The sequence below is a fragment of the Paenibacillus sp. J22R3 genome (assembly GCF_056269305.1).
This window is the reverse complement of the sequence record NZ_JBWDNS010000001.1, coordinates 1387096-1405329: the sequence shown is the minus strand read 5'-3', so window position 1 is coordinate 1405329 and position 18234 is coordinate 1387096. Positions and strand designations below refer to the sequence as shown.

The window sequence follows — 18234 nt, the reverse complement described above, 5'->3', positions numbered from 1 at the left end:
GTTAGATGACAATTCAATGGTTCCCCGGCCATATGACGAGAGCGAGAAGGGAAATCCAAGAGAAGCTCAAGCTGATCGATATTGCGATTGAGCTGCTGGATGCCCGTGTACCGCTATCGAGCCGGAACCCGATGATTGATGATATTTTATTGAATAAACCAAGACTTATATTGCTGAACAAATCGGATTTGGCGGATGCGCGTACGACTGAGAAGTGGATGGCTTATTTTACGGACCTCGGTTATGCAAGCTTGGCTATCGACTCCTCCACGGGTACACGCGTCAATGAAATTCCGGTGAAGGTCAAGCAATTGCTCCATGAGAAGATCGAACGACAAATATCCAAAGGGATTACGCCGAGGGCCATTCGCGGACTCATCGTCGGAATTCCAAATGTGGGTAAGTCGACACTCATCAACCGTCTGGCTGGCCGTGCAATTGCGGCTACCGGAGATCGTCCGGGTGTGACGAAAGGCCAACAATGGATTAAAGTCGGCAAGGAAATGGAGCTGCTCGATACGCCGGGTATTCTATGGCCGAAGTTCGAGGACCAGCTCGTTGGCCAACGACTTGCCATGACAGGCGCGATTCGTGAACAGGTTCTGAACATCGAAGATGTAGCATTCTTCACGGTGAGAGAGCTGGCGAAACGCTACTGGCCGATGCTGTCGGAACGTTTCGGTTTGAAGGACCCTCCGAAGGATTATGAAGACAATGACGAAATCGTCCGTTTGATGGAGGATATCGGTCGCAAGCGTGGCTGCTTGATTAGCGGAGGCCGCGTTGATTTGGAGAAAACGTCGGGCATTATTTTGCGCGAGATGCGGGCAGGTAATATGGGCCGACTTTCGCTTGAAGCTCCGGAAGATTTTATGTAAGAGGCAGATTGCTGCATTCTGCTATTGGGACGGCTGCCTTGATTGTGAGGGAGCCGTTTGTTTTGTATAAGGGCAGAAGTGTGAATGGGGAGCGGATTGTAATGTTGGAGTTTGAGAAGCCGCTATGGGAGCAAGGCTATCGCAATATTGCCGGCATCGATGAGGTTGGGCGGGGTTGCTTGTTTGGTGATGTGGTGGCAGCTGCCGTTATTTTGCCGGAGGGTTTGATTCTTGATGGCGTCGATGATTCCAAGAAGCTGTCGGAGAAGAAACGTGAGGAGCTGTATGAGCTCATTATGGATCAGGCTGAAGCTTGGGCGGTATCTTGCGTGAATGCAGCAGTGGTTGATTCCATTAATATTAAGCAAGCTGCAAGACTTGCCATGAAACAAGCAGTAGAGCTGCTCGCTGTTCCGGCAGATTATTTGCTGGTGGATGCGGAGAAGGTGGATATTGACCTTCCGCAAGAGTCCATTATTAAAGGAGATGCAAGAAGCCAGTCTATCGCAGCTGCTTCGATTATTGCGAAGGTTACGCGGGACCGGCTATGCAAGGGAGAATGGGATCAGCTTTACCCCGAGTATGGGATTGCGATACATAAAGGTTATGCGACGAAGCTGCATCGGGAGAAGCTGCTGGAGCTCGGTCCCAGTCCGATGCACCGACAGAGCTTCCTCGGGAAGCTGTTTATGGAGCAGCAGGTGCTGTTTTAGTAATGCGCACAGATGAAGCAGACTAAAAAGAGAACAAAAGCTGCGTTTTGACCGTTCGTTCCTATATAATTTGGGATGGACGTTTTTTTATTTGGGATCGTTAATCTGTGTCTCATCTGAGCCGATAATAACGATATAGATAGGATAACTAGGTAAGAGCGGTTCATGTGAGCCGATAATAACGAGTCTGTCAGGAAGGAAGCGGTCGCGTTATGTCATTATCGATCGGACAATTGATGAAGGGACTGCTTGGCGATGTGCAGCCCGGCGACAGTAAGGCATTAGAGCTTAAGGTCGGCCAAATTGTACGCGGCGTTCTGGTTAAGATGTTAAACGATCAGGAAGCGGTCATTCAAATAAATGGGACACAAGTACAAGCGAAATTGGAAACACCGCTGCAGCCAGGGCAATCGACCTTGCTTCAGGTGCAGCCGCAATCCGTCGATGGCACGCTTGTTCTAAAGCTAGTTGATCAGCAAACGGCAACTATGAATGAAGCGAGCTTAAAAGATTGGCTGAAAGCGACAGGACTGCCTGAACAGAAATGGACGCAGGAGCTTGTGCGCGATTTGCGTCGTGAGGGCGGTACTCTGACTCGCGAAACAGCGAGTCAATTTAAGCAGGCGCTGACTGCTATGCCGCAAGGCAGCGATGCGCAGGTTTGGGCGAAGGCGACCGCGCTCGCGAATAAGCGCGGGCTGCCGATGACAAGCGCGACGATCGGAGCGCTTGCACAGACGCTCTCCGGCACTCCGGCGCATACGCTGCTGGAGTCGCTGGAGCGGGGGCTTGCCGCTTGGAGCGGCGCGTCGTCCGCCGGCGATGCGGCGGGCGATGCCGCGCAGCCGCAGTCGGCGGCGCAAGCGGCTGCAGCGAAGCTGCAAACGCTGCTGCGCGAAGGCGCAGCGTTGATGCGCGCAGCGCCGGGCGGGGCCGAGGCGCAGCCGGCTTCGAGCGCCGAAGGCGCGCAAGGCGCCGGGGCGCAGCCGGCGCCGGGGCCGGCGGGAGCAGCGGGGTCCGCTGCTGCTCCCGCGCCCGCTGCGCGCAGCGCAGCGGGCGATGGCGCGGCGGCTGGCACAGCCGCGCCGAGCAGCGGAGGCGCAGCTGCCGCGAGCGCGCAGCCCGCGGCTCCGCCACCAACAGCCCCGCCAATCACGCCTGGCGGCGGGGCTGCCAAGTCGGCTTCGCCTGGCGGCGGGGCTGCCAAGTCGGCTTCGCCGGATGGCGCAGCCCACAATCATGCCGCAGACGCTGGCACTACAACCCCCTCGCCGCAGCCGGCTGGTTCATCCTCCAACTGGGTGGGCCAGATGATGAAATGGCTGGGCGTCGATCATGAGCGTCTGCTTGCAGCTGCAGTTACCGATGATCAGCAGCAAGCGGCGAAGCAGCCCGAGCTGCCAAAACAACCAATTGATCCTGCGATTCAAGCTGGTCAAGAAAACAAAGCTTCGGCGACTAGTCAGTCCCCTAAGGATAGCTTAGATCGGAATGTTGTTGTTGCAGGCTTGATCAATGATCGAGTTCAGGTGCAACAGGGAAACACGCCGCTTCCGAATGTGCTGCCTTCTACGGATTCTCTCGATTCCGTCAAGAACGCTGCCGATGATTCAATGAAGAGCGCATTAATGACGCTTGCTTCCACGGATGATGTGCCGCCGGCTCTTCGGGATACGGCGCAGCAACTCGTTTCCCATATTACCGGGCAGCAATTGCTGTTATCCCCGGAGAAAACCAGCTCGTTGTTGTCACATGTGACGATGTTTATTCCGATGCACAGTCAAGACGGAGGACAGACAGCCTCGGTACACATTCAAACAAGACGTGGCCGTAAAGGTGAACTCGATGCAGATAATTGCAGACTTCTATTTGATCTGCGCATGAAGTCGTTAGGTGATACTGTCGTAGATGTACAGGTCGTTAATAAAATCGTCAGTCTTAACTTATGGAATGATCATCCGATGGCAGGTTCACTTATAGAGACATCCCGTGCTGAGTTATCGGAAGCGCTGCAGCGTGCCGGATATCAACTGTTATCATTGAAAGCAACTCCGATGCCGGAAAGAATGGCGGAACGCATGAACACTTCGGAGGCAATGGCGGCAGGACCGGGTTCGACCGAGTGGTCGACGAAACCTTACAAGGGAGTAGACTATCGCGTATGAACGAGAAAGATAAGAAGGGACAAACCCAAGATAGCCTCATGCAGAATAAAAAAGCAGTTGCACTCAAATATGAGCCGGGAGAGCGCAACGCTCCGGTTGTTGTAGCCAAAGGCCGAGGTAAGATGGCGGAGGCTATTCTGGACAAAGCAGCTGAGAGCGGGGTACCGATTCAACAGGATTCCTCTCTTGTCGAAGTGCTGTCAAAGCTCGATTTGGATCAAGAAGTGCCGCCGGAGCTATATACACTGGTTGCGGAAATATTGTCGTTTGTTTATCGATCGGATCGTAAAGCGGGAGGAAGCAAAGATTGAAAGCAGATAACCGAACATCCAGAACCGATACGAGACAAGCGATTGGCAAGTTTGGCGAAGAGGAAGCCGCTAGATACCTGAAAGAGCAGGGGTATACGATCATACATCGGAATTGGCGTTGTCGTATGGGCGAATTGGACATTGTAGCGAAATCGGAATCCCTACTAATCATAGTCGAGGTGCGGACACGCAGAGCTGGCGGCAGGTTTGGCACAGCTGTGGAATCGGTCGATATACGGAAACAACTGAAAGTCAGGTCCATAACAGAGGTGTACCTGTCCATGAATAAGCTTCAGCATCCTGCGATCCGCTTTGATGTCATTGCAATTACCGCAGCTGTTCGGGTAGAATCACTCGAACCTTATCAAATTACCGAACTTAAACATATTGAATCCGCGTTCTAATTTCACTTCACACATAACTGAAAGCTGCGTTTGATACAACGTCGGTTTTTTAGCTTCTGGTACGGTAGTTCTGTACCTCCGTGATGAGTGTACTTTGTCGTCGCATTCCTACGCTAACGGTTGTGACAGTGGTAATTTGGCATAAATTAGCCCTATTTATTTTCTAACGGTTGCCCGCGAGCTTATTTGAACGTTTTCCCCTTGGAATCGACCCATTTGTTGTAAATAACGTCTGTCGCAACCGTTAGATTTTCAAAAAGGCTTATTTGTATGAAATAGCCACGCTGGCAACCGTTAAAATATTATTCATGATGTATAGACAACAATGTGGCTGTCCGAGAAAGTCTCGCCTTACCGAACGACAGACCGTGAGGGATACCGCGGCACTACGCTTCGGATCCGAAACATGTGCATCCTGCTCGATGCTGCAGAAATGCACAAGATTGCGCAACAAGCGAAAGATTGTTACCGGCATAGTTGGGAGGACAGCAAAGAGCAAGTACGGCGAACCGCAGAATGCCCACCACCCGGAAAGGAGGGCTTAGGAGGGGGAATTCTCCCTCCTAAGCCCATATACTGAACCTGAAACTAAAAAGAGAAACCTGCCGTTATTGAAAAACGTGGTTTTCTCTACATTCTGATGACCTCAGGCTATCTCTTTCTTGTATTTACGCCTACAACGCATGAAGCTTTCGATCCAGACTCCGATAACCGATCGCCTCAGCGACATGCTGGCTATCAACGAGATCGCTTGAATCCAAGTCAGCAATCGTTCGTGAAAGCTTTAGTATCCGATCATGCGCACGTAAGCTGACGCCAAGTGTATCGAAAGCTACACGAAGCAGTTGTTCAGCTTCTCGTGTTAAATGAACGGCCTTTCGAAGCGACACACCGGCCAATTCGGCAAACGAACGACCGGTAAGGCTACCTGCTGTTCGAGCCTGCTGGCGCTCAGCTGCCGCAAGTACAATATCTCTCATTTGAGCAGATGTCATGCCGCTTGTCAGACCCTCGGTAGTCGGTGGTCGGGGTACTTCAATATGCATATCAATACGGTCCAGAAGCGGGCCGGAAATCTTCGCTCGGTATCGTGCGAGTACTACCTCGCTGCATACGCAGCGGTTCTCGTCAGTCTCATGTCCGTAATAGCCGCATGGGCATGGATTCATAGACGCGGCAAGAAGAAAGGAAGCCGGAAATCGGAATACAGCGCGTGATCTGGCTATCGTTACTTCCCGATCCTCGAGCGGCTGCCTAAGCACTTCCAGTGATGCGCGTGAAAATTCAGGGAGTTCATCAAGAAACAACAGCCCTCGATGGGCAAGTGTAACTTCGCCCGGTCTTGGAATAGATCCGCCTCCAATTAAACCGGCTGATGAGATTGTGTGATGAGGACTGCGAAAGGGACGTTCTCTCATTAAGGTAGGAATGCCGCCCGGCAGTTTACCGGCAGCGCTATAAATCTTCGTAACCTGCAAGGCTTCTTCTTCGCCTAGCGGAGGCATAATGCCCGGTAACCTTCTCGCGAGCATGGTCTTACCTGTTCCGGGAGGGCCTGATAGAAGAACGTTGTGACTCCCAATTGCTGAGATGAGCAAAGCGCGCTTCGCATGGTGCTGCCCCAGCACATCCCCATAGTCGCCATAGGCAGCCCCATAATCTCTTGAACCCGGTGCAGAGTTCTGTTCCGAAGCGCTGTCGTATCGAAGCTGCTCCCATGCGCGTTCATCCGCATTTGCTTCTCCTAACTCGCGTAAATGAGAAACGGCAAACAGCTGCATACCCTCTATACATGCGGCTTCTGCAGCATTTGCCTTCGGCAGAAGCGCATTCCTGATGCCGCTCAATCGAGCCTGCTCAACCATCGCAAGAACGCCCGGGATTGCCCGAAGCTCACCGTTTAGCGCCAGTTCCCCCAGAACCAGTACATGTTCAAACCACTTGCTCTTCAACTGCCCGCTTGAAGATAGAACGCCTACCGCAATAGCCAAATCAAAGGCAGTGCCTTCTTTGCGAAGGTCTGCTGGTGCAAGGTTGACCGTAATTCGTTCCATCGGAAAAGTGAATCCGCAATTCTTGACTGCTGCTCGAACACGTTCAATCGATTCTCTAACTGCCGGATCAGGAAGTCCAACAACATTGACTTGGGGAAGACCATTGGAAATATCGACTTCAACGGCAATTGATTTGCCTTCTACGCCATAAACGCTTCCGCTGCAAATTTGAGTATACATAGCAAAAAACACCTCCACCAAATAGTCGGATGAAGGTGCTTCCTCACAGGTCCGTATGCAATCATTGCTCAATTTGAATCATAGCTCAGCAGCAAATCAGCTGTCAACGAGTTCGAATTAAGCTCTGATAAACTGATCGATTTCATCCAAATGATGCCGGTCATGTGCGACAAAGTCATTCAAATAATGGTGAATCGTAAAGGGATTTCCGTCTCCATCGGTGTAGCTCAATTCTCTCTTCTCTTCAGAGAGGGCTATCAGAAGTCTCCATAACTCTTCTCGGACGGACATGCATTCTGCGAGCAGCTGCTCTTTACTGATCGAATCTGCATAAGCGGCGGCATGGCGATTAAATGTATCGTAATCCGAGTGACGAAGCGTCAACGGCCTGCCTTCTACAATTGGCATAATCGCTTCTTGCAGGAAATGTCGATCCCACAGCATGATATGACCGATCACGGAGCGGGAAGACCATTTGTCAGGCTTAAGCGGAGCGTTCCACATCTCTTCCGACAGTGAACGAAGAGAGCCTGCAAATGGAATCAGGGATTGGAATGTTGATAGTAGTCCGGAATAGGTATTCATTCAGTGACGACCTCCTAAATAATGCTTATTCAAAGAATACTAGAACATATGTTTGGTGTCAATAATTAGTTAAACTTAGGTAATACTAGTCAGGTAATCCTTATTTTAGCCTTTACATCTCAAATATGAGTGCATTTCATCTATTCCATCTCGATATGAGATTGATATGAGATGAAACTAATATCAAAAAAGATGGCATTTCAGGCTAAAAAAATAGGAAACACATGACGAAACGTGTTACAATACTTATGGTTTTGTGTACATACGTAGGATTTGACTGCGGATAGGAGGATTTTCGTCAATGAATATCCATGAGTATCAGGGTAAACAACTGCTTAAGCAGTATGGGGTTGCCGTACCGGAAGGTAAAGTGGCGTTCTCTGTCGATGAAGCGGTGGCAGCAGCGGAAGCGCTGGGCACACCGGTTGTCGTTGTAAAAGCGCAAATTCATGCAGGCGGCCGCGGTAAAGCGGGCGGCGTTAAAGTTGCCAAAAATTTGGATGAGGTTCGCACTTATGCCAGCCAAATTCTGGGCAAGGTTCTCGTAACCCACCAAACGGGTCCTGAAGGTAAAGAAGTAAAGCGCCTGCTTATCGAGCAAGGCTGCGACATTAAGAAAGAGTATTACATCGGTCTTGTTGTTGACCGCGTAACTGGACGGATCGTCATGATGGCATCCGAAGAGGGCGGCACGGAGATCGAAGAAGTTGCTGAGCACTCGCCGGAGAAGATCTTCAAAGAAGTTATCGACCCTGCTGTCGGTCTTCAAGTATTCCAAGCGCGCAAGCTGGCATACTCCATCAACATCCCTAACGAATTGGTCGGCAAAGCGGCTAAATTCATGCTGTCTCTGTATGCGGCTTTCGTAGAGAAAGACTGCTCGATCGCAGAAATCAACCCGCTCGTCGTAACAGGCGACGGCAACGTTATGGCGCTTGACGCCAAGCTGAACTTCGATTCCAATGCCTTGTACCGTCATAAAGACATCTTAGAGCTTCGTGATTTGGATGAAGAGGATGAGAAGGAAATTCAAGCGTCCAAGTTCGATCTGAGCTACATCGCACTCGATGGCAACATCGGTTGTATGGTTAACGGCGCAGGTCTTGCAATGGCGACAATGGATATTATCAAGTATTACGGCGGCGACCCTGCTAACTTCCTGGACGTAGGGGGCGGTGCGACCAAAGAGAAAGTTACGGAAGCGTTCAAGATCATCCTCTCCGATGAGAAGGTGAAGGGCATTTTCGTTAACATTTTCGGCGGTATCATGAAATGCGATATTATCGCAGACGGCGTTATTTCAGCGGCTAAAGAGCTCGGTCTTGACCGTCCGCTTGTAGTTCGTTTGGAAGGCACCAACGTTGAACTGGGCAAGAAAATGTTGAACGAATCCGGACTAAACATCGTGGCTGCAGACTCTATGGCCGACGGTGCACAAAAAATCGTCGCGCTAGTAAAGTAAGACTTAATTGTCGCACTTTACGCGGCATACGAATTCATTTAGGGGATGTGAGTTTCGATGAGCATTTTGGTAGGCAAAAACACAAAAGTCATTACCCAGGGTATTACTGGTGCCACAGGGTTGTTTCATGCGAAGGGCGCCCTGGAATACGGTACCCAAATGGTTGGCGGAGTTACGCCGGGCAAAGGCGGAAGCAATGTTGACATTACACTAGAAAACGGAACAGTAGTCTCGCTTCCTGTATTTAATACAGTTGCAGACGCAGTTGCCAAAACAGGCGCTACTGCGTCCGTTATCTATGTTCCGCCTGCATTTGCTGCAGATTCCATTTTGGAAGCTGTTGATGCGGAGCTAGACCTGGTTATCTGTATTACAGAAGGTATTCCGGTTATCGACATGATTAAAGTAACACGGTACATGGAAGGCCGCAAAACGCGCCTGATCGGACCGAACTGCCCAGGTGTTATTACGCCGGGTGAATGCAAGATCGGCATCATGCCGGGCTACATTCATACAAAAGGCCATGTAGGCGTCGTTTCCCGCAGCGGAACGCTCACTTACGAGGCAGTGCACCAGCTGACTACTCGCGGAATCGGTCAATCCTCCGCAGTAGGTATCGGCGGCGACCCTGTTAAAGGCTCCGAATTCATTGATATCCTGAACATGTTCAATGAAGATCCGGATACTTACGCTGTCATCATGATTGGTGAAATCGGCGGCTCTGCTGAAGAAGAAGCGGCAGAGTGGGTTAAAGCAAACATGAAGAAACCGGTTGTCGGCTTCATCGGCGGCGCAACTGCACCTCCGGGCAAACGGATGGGACATGCAGGTGCGATTATTTCCGGCGGTAAAGGAACGGCAGCTGAGAAAATCGCAACGCTTGAGAAATGCGGCATTCGCGTAGCGCCTACGCCTTCCGAAATGGGTTCTACCCTTGTAAGTGTTCTGGAAGAGCGCGGCATGCTGGACAAATGCAAAACGCACTAACAGCTTAGCAACACCATAGCTTCAATTTAAAGGTAAGCAACCTTTCGATTTGCCCTATATGGGCTTTCGGAGGGTTGCTTTTTTTCATTATTCTGATCACTTGGCTTGCATTCTCCTTGCCGCACGGTCACAATAAGGTAGAATGCCGGCCGTCACCTTGAAGGGACGGTGCATTATTAATGAAGGAATACAATCAAGAGAGAGAACTTCTGCTTACTCTACATGAAACGCCCGGCATTGGCTGGCATTCGATACGCAAGGCTGTAGAATACGGTCAATGGCGGTTATATGAACGATTTTCGCCTGAAGCGTGGGTTTCATCAGTCGGATTAAAACCGGATCAGGCAAAAGCGATTTCAAATGCGTTCTCTACGGTTAAGGTGGAAGAACGACAGGAACGGATGTCGAAGCTCGGCATTCAATGGATAACGCGATTTGATGAATGCTATCCTGAGTTGCTGCGTGAAACCCCTCAACCTCCTTGGATCTTATACGCAATGGGGCGAGTCGAGCTGTTAAACCGACATGCAATTGCCATCGTAGGAACGAGAGGACCGACAGCATATGGCCGCAAAACAGCTTCAGACCTAGCTAGGAAGCTTTCTGAGCGAGGAATGACAGTCGTTAGCGGAATGGCGAGGGGAATAGATGCACTGGCCCATGAAGGCGCACTGGAGGCCTTTGGAAGCACGGTTGCCGTATTAGGCACTCCGGTGGATCGTATATATCCCTCAGAGAACCGTGGACTCTACGAGCAAATTGTGAGAAATGGCGTCGTCATTTCGGAAGTCGCACCGGGCACTCCCTTTCATCCCGGTTTGTTTCCGCTGCGGAATCGCATCATAGCCGGATTATCATTAGGCACTGTTGTCGTAGAAGCTGCTGAACGAAGCGGGTCATTGATAACAGCCGACCAAGCACTCGACATGTCGCGGGACGTATTTGCCGTTCCGGGTCCGATCTCTTCACCGAAGAGCGCAGGTACAAACGGGTTGATTCGTCAAGGGGCTAAGCTCATCACATCAGTCCAGGATATTCTGGAGGACTACGAGGGACTGCTTCTGCAACCGGAAATATTGAAAGCGCAAGTAGGTTTGAAGTCTGAAATGCAAGCCGTGAATTTGGATGAGAATGAAGCTGTTTTACTTCAATTCTTACAGGATGGTCCGCTATCTATCGACCGTCTGCATGAGCTCTCATCCTTTCCTTTTGGACTTTTGCATTCAGTTCTGATAAATTTATCTATAAAACGGAAGATTGAACAGCATCCAGGTTCCATATATAGTGTAATGTAGCATGCATTGGAGAGGAGGGCGCATCTATGGCAGATTCACTTGTCATCGTCGAGTCACCGGCAAAGGCGAAAACAATCGGTAAATATCTAGGAAGCAAATTCATCGTTAAAGCATCGATGGGTCATATCCGAGATTTGCCGAAGAGCCAGATCGGTGTAGAGGTCGAGAATGATTTTAACCCCAAATATATAACCATTCGCGGAAAAGGGAGCGTCCTGAAAGAATTAAAAGACGCCTCGAAAAAAGTAAAAAAAGTCTATCTCGCAGCTGACCCGGATCGCGAGGGTGAAGCGATTGCGTGGCATTTGGCACACTATCTGGAGATAGACGAAAGCGACTCATGCCGAGTCGTATTTAATGAGATTACGAAGCAGGCCGTGAAGGATGCATTCAAAACACCAAGACCGATTAATATGGATCTTGTAAACGCTCAGCAGGCAAGGCGGATACTAGACCGTCTTGTTGGCTATAAGATCAGCCCGCTGCTGTGGAAGAAAGTAAAGAAGGGGCTGTCTGCGGGACGGGTGCAATCTGTTGCCGTGAAGCTCATTATTGATCGCGAGAATGAGATTGATGCCTTTGTTCCTGAGGAGTATTGGTCGATTACCGCTCAATTGAAACAAGGCTCCACCACCTTCGAAGCGAAGTATCATTCTCTTAATGGCGGCAAGCGAGAGCTTGGCAACGAAGCGGATGTTCAAGAGGTGCTGCAGGCCATGGGCTCTTCCGCGTTCACGGTCAGTGAAGTGAAAGAGAAAGAGCGCCAGCGTAACCCTGCGGCTCCGTTTATTACAAGCTCGCTTCAACAGGAAGCGGCGCGTAAGCTTGGTTTCCGAGCATCCAAGACGATGTCAGTCGCCCAACAGCTTTATGAAGGGGTTGACCTCGGCAAAGAAGGGACAGTCGGTCTCATCACTTATATGAGAACGGATTCCACTCGAATTTCGACGATCGCTCAAGAGGAAGCGAAAGCTTATATAGAAGAGAAATATGGAGCTGCATTCGCGCCTGAGCAGCCTCGTGTTTATGTGAAGAAGAATAGCAATGCCCAAGATGCGCATGAAGCGATTCGTCCAACTTCCGTAATGCGTGATCCGGATACGATGAAAGAATACTGCAGTCGCGATCAATTCAGGCTGTATAAGCTTGTTTGGGAGCGTTTTGTAGCCAGTCAAATGTCTTCAGCCGTGCTGGATACGATGACAGTCGACTTTAATGTCGGTAATGGAGCAGTGTTCCGGGCCGTGGGTTCCAAAGTGAAATTCCATGGTTTTATGAAGATCTATGTCGAAGGCAACGATGACGGCACGACGGACGAGGAGAAATTCCTTCCGCCTCTGTCGGCTGGAAATGTCGTCGGCACGGAATCCGTCGAGCAGAAGCAGCATTTCACTCAGCCGCCGCCGAGATATTCAGAAGCACGTCTTGTGCGGATGATGGAGGAAGTGGGCATCGGGCGTCCAAGTACGTATGCGCCAACGCTTGAAACGATCCAGAAGCGGGGCTATGTTGCCATCGAAGAGAAGAAATTCATTCCGACGGAGCTAGGCGAGCTGGTCATTCAAATGATGGAAGAGTTTTTCCCCGAAATTCTGGATGCAGAGTTTACTGCGCACATGGAGGATGATCTTGACCATGTGGAAGACGGGAAAGAAGATTGGGTGAAAGTGCTCGCTAATTTCTACAGCTCGTTCGAGAAGCGTCTTGAAGTTGCTGAGGACGAGATGAAGGAAGTTGAGCTTCAGGACGAAATATCCGATGAGCTTTGCGAGAAATGCGGCCGTCATTTGGTTTACAAAATGGGCCGATTCGGCAAGTTCCTGGCTTGCTCCGGATTCCCGGATTGCCGCAATACGAAGCCGATTGTCAAAGACATCGGTGTTCCTTGTCCGAAATGTGCGGAAGGAAAAATTATTGAGCGCCGCAGTAAGAAGGGACGTTACTTCTACGGCTGTGATCAATACCCTGGCTGTGACTACGTGTCGTGGGATAAACCGACTACTAAGCCATGTCCGCAATGCAACAGCTTAATGGTAGAGAAACGGAATCGCAGCGGCGCGAAGCTAGCCTGCACGCAGTGTGAATATAATGAAGAAGTACCTGACGAGCAAGAACCGGCTGAAGGTTAAGATTGAAAGGATGGTAAGTTCATTGTCAGAATTACAACGTGTAACAGTCATCGGCGCAGGTCTTGCAGGCAGCGAGGCTGCTTGGCAAATCGCTTCGCAAGGAGTGCCTGTTACGCTTTACGAGATGAGACCGGCGACCAAGACGCCGGCTCACCATACGAATAACTTTGCCGAGCTGGTATGCAGCAACAGCTTACGTGCAAACGGGCTTTTTAACGCAGTCGGTGTACTAAAAGAAGAGATGCGCAGAATGAACTCTCTGATCCTCGATTGTGCGGATCGTAATGCGGTCCCTGCCGGCGGAGCGCTTGCCGTTGACCGTGACGGCTTCTCCGGCGATGTGACGAGAATATTGAAAGAGCATCCCCTGATTGATGTGCGGACGGAAGAGATGACGGAAATCCCGACGGACGGTATTGTTTTAATTGCTACCGGACCTCTGACGGCTCCGCGTCTATCCGCCCAAATTCAAGAGCTGTTAGGTCAAGAATATTTCTATTTCTATGATGCGGCAGCTCCAATCGTGGAGAAGGATTCCATCGATATGTCGAAGGTCTACCTTGCTTCGCGATATGATAAGGGAGAAGCGGCATATCTCAACTGTCCCATGACAGAAGAGGAGTTTGAACGGTTCCACGAAGCTCTTACAACGGCTGAGACCGCTGAAGTGAAGGAATTTGAGAAAGAGCAATATTTCGAAGGCTGTATGCCCATTGAAGTAATGGCTAGCCGCGGCAAGCAAACGGTGTTGTTCGGCCCAATGAAGCCTGTTGGTCTGATTAACCCGCACACAGGTAAACTGCCTCACGCAGTCGTTCAGCTTCGTCAAGATAACGCAGCAGGTACACTGTACAATTTGGTTGGTTTCCAAACTCATCTCAAGTGGGGTGAGCAGAAGCGGGTTCTGGCTCTGATTCCGGGATTGGAAAATGCGGAGTTTGTTCGTTTCGGCGTCATGCATCGCAATACATTTATCAATTCACCGAGGCTGCTTCGTTCTACCTACCAAACAAACAATCGCGATAATTTATTCTTTGCCGGTCAAATGACCGGTGTTGAAGGATATGTTGAATCCGCTGCTTCAGGTTTGATCGCAGGGTTAAATGCTGGCAGATTGGCACGAGGCTTAGAACCGCTAGTCTTCCCGGCTGATACTACGCTTGGCAGTATGGCGCAATACATTACAACGGCAGATTTCAAGCATTTCCAGCCGATGAATGCGAATTTTGGCTTGTTCCCGCCGCTTGAGAAGCGGATGCGCAGCAAGAAAGATAAGAACGACGCGATTGCCAATCGCGCCTTAGAACAGCTTGCTCGCTTTAAACATGAGCAGCTTGGCTATCCGGCTGAACCTGCACAAGTAGAGGCAGAAACGGTCACAGAGTAACGATACAACCAGAACAGGCAAAAGAGCAGCGGCTTCGATCGATTCCTCGGCCGCTGCTTCCTTTTGCATTTATAGGCTCCCGTCTATTAAGAGTTTTTGCAAAACTCGAGCTATTCTAACGAAGTAGTATTGTTATCGTTATCTGAAAGATTATTTTCTTCGCGAAACTTAATCCAATCCTTACGAAGCAGTTTCGCCTATGCGAGACTTTTAGGAGGTTATTAATGATGGAAATGCAATTTCATGCGACGACGATTTGTGCGGTTCGGCATAATGGGAAAGGTGCTATTGCAGGCGACGGGCAAGTGACGTTTGGCAATAGTATGGTCATGAAGCACCATGCGAAGAAGGTTCGTCGATTATATCGTGGGCAAGTCATTGCTGGGTTTGCCGGTTCGGTTGCCGACGCGATTGCACTCTTCGAGAAGTTTGAAGGTAAATTAGAAGAGCATCACGGCAATCTGCAACGGGCAGCTGTTGAGCTTGCGAAGGATTGGCGCTCAGATCGGGTGCTGCGCAAACTCGAAGCCATGATGATTGTTATGGATGCGACCGGTTTATTGCTTATATCAGGCGGCGGAGAGATTATAGAACCGGATGATGGCATTTTGGCAATAGGTTCAGGCGGCAGTTTCGCGCTTGCGGCAGCACGCGCGCTCTATCAACATGCGCCTCAGCTCGAAGCCAAGGACATGGTTAAATCAGCGCTTGAGATTGCCGCAGATATTTGCGTGTTCACAAACCGGAATATAATTGTGGAAGAAATAGGCTAATATAAGCATTTAATTCGGACTCATTTGGAGGGATCGGAAATGTCAAATGAAGCTATGACACCGAAGCAAATTGTGACGGAGCTCGATAAATATATCGTTGGTCAGAAGCCGGCCAAACGTTCAGTAGCGGTCGCCCTGCGCAATCGTTACCGGAGAAGTCGTCTTGACGAAGCGATAAGAGACGAAATTGTTCCGAAGAATATTCTCATGATTGGACCTACAGGCGTTGGTAAAACAGAGATAGCAAGACGATTAGCGAAGCTGGTTAATGCACCGTTCGTTAAAGTGGAAGCTACCAAATTTACTGAAGTAGGTTATGTTGGCCGGGATGTGGAGTCCATGGTTCGCGATCTCGTGGAAACTTCGATTCGGATGGTTAAGCAAGAAAGAACCGAGAAGGTGAAGGATAAAGCGGAGAAACAAGCGAATGAGCGCATCGTAACGTTGCTGGTTCCTTCTGCAGCTAAACCCAAAAGCCAGAAGAATCCGCTGGAAATGCTCTTTGGCAGCACGCAAGGCACGAAGGAGCCGGAGGTTGAGCCTGAAGAGTCTGCTTCTGTTATCGAACGCCGCAAGCAAGTGAAGGAACAACTCGCTACCGGGAAGCTTGAGAATGAGATGATTGAAATTGAGGTAGAGGATAACTCGCCTAATATGCTGGATATGCTTGCAGGGCAAGGCAATGAAGGCATGGGAATGGGCGCTAACATGCAGGAGCTGTTCGGGCAATTGATGCCGAAGAAATCGAAGAAACGGAAGCTGCCGGTTAAGGAAGCCCGTAAGGCACTTACGCAGGAAGAGGCCAACAAACTAATCGACATGGATGATGTTATCACCGAATCAGTCAGCAGGGCAGAGCAGACCGGTATCATTTTCATAGACGAAATTGACAAAATCGCAAGCTCTTCAAGAGGTTCTGGGCCAGATGTTTCCCGTGAAGGCGTGCAGCGAGATATATTGCCAATCGTTGAAGGTTCGACAGTGATGACGAAGTATGGCCCAGTGAAAACAGACTACGTCCTGTTTATAGCTGCAGGTGCTTTCCACATGGCCAAACCATCGGATTTGATTCCGGAGCTTCAGGGACGATTCCCGATTCGTGTGGAATTGACGAATTTAACTTTGGAAGATTTTGTTAAGATTTTAACCGAGCCTAAGAATGCGTTAACCAAACAGTACACGGCACTTCTCGAAACGGAAGGGATTACAATTACCTTCTCCGAAGAAGCCATTCGTGAGCTTGCATCTATCGCAGCAGAAGTAAATAAAAATACAGAAAATATTGGCGCGCGTCGTCTTCATACGATTTTGGAGAAGCTGCTTGAAGATTTATCCTTTGAAGCGCCTGAGCTTTCTCTCGAAGAGCTGATTATCACTCCGGAGTATGTCCGTGAGAAATTAGGCAGCATTGCGAAAAACCGCGATTTAAGTCAATATATACTGTAAAGGACCGGTAAGGAAAGTAGGGGGCAAAAGTTAATGATTTTATTGGCAAAAACAAGAACGCTTAACCGTCTGCTGCAGCGTGCGGCAGGCGGAGCGCTCAATTTTCGTGAAATGGCAGAGGTGCTCTGCACAACGATTCAATCCGACGTGTTCGTCGTAAGCCGCAAAGGTAAAGTATTGGGCTGCGCGGCAGTAGGTCCATTCCAGCATGAACAGCTGAGGGCGCTGCCTGTCGCAGATTTGCGGTTTTCTATTGAAAGCAATGAACGGTTTATGAATATGCAAGAAACTGTCAATAATGTTTCCCCTGATGTAGGAATCAGCGAGTCATTCCCTATGATGGCGGGTCAGCGTAAGATGACAGTAGTGCCGATAGTTGGCGGCCGCGAGCGTATCGGGACGTTGATACTGCTTCGCAACGCAGAGCCTTTCGGTGATGATGAATTGATTTTAGCAGAATATGGAAGCACGATCGTTGGCATGGAGATTTTGCGTGAGCGAGCGGAGGAAATTGAACAAGAGGCAAGAAGCCGCACAGTTGTTGCGGTGGCGGTGGGTTCTCTCTCGTTTAGTGAACTTGAGGCCGTTGAGCATATTTTCGAAGAATTGGATGGCAAAGAAGGGCTTCTTGTCGCATCCAAAATCGCAGATCGGGTTGGAATCACCAGATCCGTAATCGTTAACGCACTTCGGAAATTGGAGAGTGCAGGCGTGATTGAAACACGTTCATTGGGGATGAAAGGAACTTACATTCGTATACTAAATACCCAGCTTCTCCAAGAGCTAAAAAAGAACAAAAATTAAAATATTAGACAGTTACATTACAAAATCATTCATAAACCAGTACAATAATCCCATTTCAAGGTCCTATCTTCGACAAAGATAGGGCTTTTTTCTTATTGTAATAAATTAGGAAAGTGAGGAAGATTAACTTGACGGAAAACTTCGACACAACTCTCTCATATTTTTAATAATTCTTTGTCGAAAGAAGGAGGAATGAGAGGGATTCTGTTGAATTAAATATATTACACAGAATGGAAAGTGGGGTTTTTCAGTGAACCTGTTGAATGGCCCTGAATTTAGTAGATTACAGGGTGCTATGAATGCTGCAGAAATGCGCCAACGCATCATCTCCAACAATATAGCGAATGTAGATACGCCGAAATTCAAGCGCTCTGAGGTTGTTTTCGAACAAATGCTGGAGCAAAGCATGGGCGGCAATAACTTCCAGATTATTGGTAAAAGAACGAATGGTCGCCATATTCCCATCGGTGCTTCATCCTCTGTTCCAGGGGCTCGAATCATTACGGACGAAACAAGCGTGATGAACAACGACATAAACAATGTCGATATTGATCGAGAAATGTCGCTTCTTGCGAAAAATCAATTGAACTATAATTATTATGTTCAACAGATAAATCACGAAGTGAAAATGATGAGATTAGGCATTGAAGGGAGAGCTTGA

At 49.4% G+C, this 18234-nt stretch carries 16 protein-coding genes; 14 read left to right on the top strand and 2 right to left on the bottom strand.

Translation table 11 applies throughout. The annotated features are described in order from the left end of the window. Nucleotides 1-5 precede the first annotated feature (5 nt). From ylqF to AC0YN4_RS06405, 5 genes are all read left to right on the top strand, one after another. The gene (gene ylqF, locus AC0YN4_RS06425; protein WP_475779457.1) at nucleotides 6-878 is read left to right on the top strand and encodes a ribosome biogenesis GTPase YlqF; all 873 of its coding nucleotides are present in this window, start codon (nucleotides 6-8) and stop codon (nucleotides 876-878) included. A gap of 101 nt (nucleotides 879-979) precedes the next feature. Beyond that, nucleotides 980-1591, top strand: a complete 612-nt coding sequence (locus AC0YN4_RS06420; RefSeq protein ID WP_475835419.1) for a ribonuclease HII — start codon at nucleotides 980-982, stop codon at nucleotides 1589-1591. Between the two features lie 212 nt (nucleotides 1592-1803). After that, nucleotides 1804-3756 carry a flagellar hook-length control protein FliK gene (fliK, locus tag AC0YN4_RS06415; RefSeq protein WP_475835418.1) on the top strand — a complete coding sequence of 651 codons (1953 nt, stop codon included), beginning with the start codon at nucleotides 1804-1806 and terminating at the stop codon, nucleotides 3754-3756. After that, entirely contained in the window at nucleotides 3753-4067 is a 315-nt protein-coding gene (locus AC0YN4_RS06410; RefSeq protein WP_475779460.1) for an EscU/YscU/HrcU family type III secretion system export apparatus switch protein, read from the top strand. Before fliK ends, AC0YN4_RS06410 begins: the two co-directional genes overlap by 4 nt. Then, nucleotides 4064-4471 carry a YraN family protein gene (locus tag AC0YN4_RS06405; RefSeq protein ID WP_475779461.1) on the top strand — a complete coding sequence of 136 codons (408 nt, stop codon included), beginning with the start codon at nucleotides 4064-4066 and terminating at the stop codon, nucleotides 4469-4471. The genes AC0YN4_RS06410 and AC0YN4_RS06405 overlap by 4 nt, the downstream gene beginning before the upstream one ends. A 674-nt stretch (nucleotides 4472-5145) precedes the next feature. On the opposite strand, the gene AC0YN4_RS06400 is transcribed toward AC0YN4_RS06405, so the two are convergent. Both AC0YN4_RS06400 and AC0YN4_RS06395 read right to left on the bottom strand, forming a co-directional pair. Continuing rightward, nucleotides 5146-6705: a YifB family Mg chelatase-like AAA ATPase gene (locus AC0YN4_RS06400; protein ID WP_475835417.1), complete on the bottom strand. Its 1560-nt coding sequence runs from the start codon at nucleotides 6703-6705 to the stop codon at nucleotides 5146-5148. 117 nt (nucleotides 6706-6822) lie between these two features. Continuing rightward, on the bottom strand, nucleotides 6823-7290 hold the full coding sequence (locus AC0YN4_RS06395; RefSeq protein ID WP_475779520.1) for a DinB family protein: 468 nt from the start codon (nucleotides 7288-7290) through the stop codon (nucleotides 6823-6825). 301 nt (nucleotides 7291-7591) lie between these two features. Between AC0YN4_RS06395 and sucC the strand changes: the two genes are divergently transcribed. The 9 genes from sucC (at nucleotide 7592) to flgB (ending at nucleotide 18234) form a co-directional block, all read left to right on the top strand. Beyond that, nucleotides 7592-8752 carry an ADP-forming succinate--CoA ligase subunit beta gene (gene sucC, locus AC0YN4_RS06390; RefSeq protein WP_090976562.1) on the top strand — a complete coding sequence of 387 codons (1161 nt, stop codon included), beginning with the start codon at nucleotides 7592-7594 and terminating at the stop codon, nucleotides 8750-8752. Between the two features lie 57 nt (nucleotides 8753-8809). Continuing rightward, nucleotides 8810-9739 carry a succinate--CoA ligase subunit alpha gene (gene sucD / locus AC0YN4_RS06385; RefSeq protein WP_090976560.1) on the top strand — a complete coding sequence of 310 codons (930 nt, stop codon included), beginning with the start codon at nucleotides 8810-8812 and terminating at the stop codon, nucleotides 9737-9739. A gap of 179 nt (nucleotides 9740-9918) precedes the next feature. After that, nucleotides 9919-11034, top strand: a complete 1116-nt coding sequence (gene dprA, locus AC0YN4_RS06380; RefSeq protein ID WP_475779521.1) for a DNA-processing protein DprA — start codon at nucleotides 9919-9921, stop codon at nucleotides 11032-11034. Nucleotides 11035-11060: 26 nt separating this feature from the next. After that, nucleotides 11061-13163 carry a type I DNA topoisomerase gene (gene topA / locus AC0YN4_RS06375; RefSeq protein WP_475779522.1) on the top strand — a complete coding sequence of 701 codons (2103 nt, stop codon included), beginning with the start codon at nucleotides 11061-11063 and terminating at the stop codon, nucleotides 13161-13163. A gap of 22 nt (nucleotides 13164-13185) precedes the next feature. Beyond that, complete coding sequence (gene trmFO, locus AC0YN4_RS06370; protein ID WP_475779523.1) at nucleotides 13186-14550, top strand: FADH(2)-oxidizing methylenetetrahydrofolate--tRNA-(uracil(54)-C(5))-methyltransferase TrmFO; 1365 nt, start codon at nucleotides 13186-13188, stop codon at nucleotides 14548-14550. A gap of 227 nt (nucleotides 14551-14777) precedes the next feature. Continuing rightward, nucleotides 14778-15323 (top strand): ATP-dependent protease subunit HslV, encoded by a 546-nt coding sequence (hslV, locus tag AC0YN4_RS06365; protein ID WP_090976555.1) that lies wholly within the window; start codon nucleotides 14778-14780, stop codon nucleotides 15321-15323. Nucleotides 15324-15362: 39 nt separating this feature from the next. Beyond that, a complete protein-coding gene (gene hslU, locus AC0YN4_RS06360; protein WP_475779524.1) occupies nucleotides 15363-16769 on the top strand; it encodes an ATP-dependent protease ATPase subunit HslU in 1407 nt (468 codons plus the stop codon). Nucleotides 16770-16802: 33 nt separating this feature from the next. Beyond that, nucleotides 16803-17573, top strand: a complete 771-nt coding sequence (codY, locus tag AC0YN4_RS06355) for a GTP-sensing pleiotropic transcriptional regulator CodY (RefSeq protein WP_475779525.1) — start codon at nucleotides 16803-16805, stop codon at nucleotides 17571-17573. A gap of 250 nt (nucleotides 17574-17823) precedes the next feature. Beyond that, on the top strand, nucleotides 17824-18234 hold the full coding sequence (flgB, locus tag AC0YN4_RS06350) for a flagellar basal body rod protein FlgB (RefSeq protein WP_475779526.1): 411 nt from the start codon (nucleotides 17824-17826) through the stop codon (nucleotides 18232-18234).